Source organism: Actinokineospora sp. (assembly GCF_050699995.1).
GTDB lineage: Bacteria > Actinomycetota > Actinomycetes > Mycobacteriales > Pseudonocardiaceae > Actinokineospora.
This window is the reverse complement of the sequence record NZ_JBOHGC010000059.1, coordinates 1-1,186: the sequence shown is the minus strand read 5'-3', so window position 1 is coordinate 1,186 and position 1,186 is coordinate 1. Positions and strand designations below refer to the sequence as shown.

Annotated in this window: 1 protein-coding gene; it reads left to right on the top strand. The window is 69.9% G+C overall.

The genetic code is table 11. From position 1 onward, the window contains the following. Window positions 1-192 precede the first annotated feature (192 nt). A partial coding sequence (locus ACRDSQ_RS03665) for a hypothetical protein (RefSeq protein WP_431418755.1) occupies window positions 193-1,186 on the top strand: 994 nt, incomplete at its 3' end.

Genomic DNA, 1,186 nt, shown 5'->3' with positions numbered 1-1,186 from the left:
GGCCAGGGAGGCGCGAGGTGAGAACAGTGTGGGCGGACGCGCCGCGGACGACGATGTCGCGAATCGTCTCGTGCTGCGGCTGAAGCGAGCAATCGAGATCTTTCTGACTGCGACGAGCCGCCGTGCGAGCCGCCCGGCGGCGGCCCGAACCCCCCGACCTCGGTCTACGAGTACGACGCCCGCGACCGCTTGATGCGCGTGCGCCAGCCCTGGGCGGGAGCCGGTGGCGGCGAAGCCGTCACCACGTACGCCTATGACGCCCAGGATCACCTGGTGTCAGTGACCGACGCCGAAGGCAACACGACGGCCTACACGTACAGCGACCGCGACGTGATGACCCGTGAAGTCTCGCCGGTCTCGGGGACCACGATCTACGCTTACAACGAGCACGGCGAGCTGGTCAGCGAGACCGACGCCCGCGGCGTGACGGTCACCCGCACCGTGGACGCCCTCGACCGGGTCACCTTCGTCGACTCCCCCGACCCGGCGCTCGACACGACCTACACCTATGACGACCCGGCGGTCTCCTTCGCGAAAGGGCGGCTGACCGCGATCGCGCGCGACGGCTCGACCGTGACCTACGCCTATGACCGCTTCGGCCGGCTGGTCCAGGACGGCGAGCTCATCTATACCTTTGATGCCAACGGCAACCGCACCGAGATCGGCTATCCTGGCGGCGTGGTGGCGCGCTACGGCCACGACTTCGCCGATCGGGAGGCGAGCCTTGAGGTCCAGGTGGGCTCGGGGGCGCCGCAGCCGCTCGTCGCGGCGGCAGGCTACGAACCCTTCGGGCCGCTGTCCTCCCTCAGGCTGGGCAATGGGCTGACAGAGAACCGCGGCTTCACGCCGCGCTACCTGCCGGCCTCGATCGCCGTTCCCGGTCAGCTCGACCAGCGCTACACCACGGATGCCGTGGGCAACATCCGACGGATCGACCGCGTGGTCGGGCCGGACCGCTTCGTGGCGACCTACGCCTACCAGGACCCGCAGTACTTCTTGACCGAGGGCAACGGCGCCTGGGGGCGGCGCGCCTGGAGCTACGACCGGATCGGCAACCGCCTCGCCGAGGAGGTGGTCCCGCCCGACGCCGACATCCCGGAGAGCTACCGCTACGGCTATAGCCCCAACTTCGCCGGCGGCAACACGCCCACGCTCTCCCGGATCGAGCCCGCTCCAGGCGGCGAGC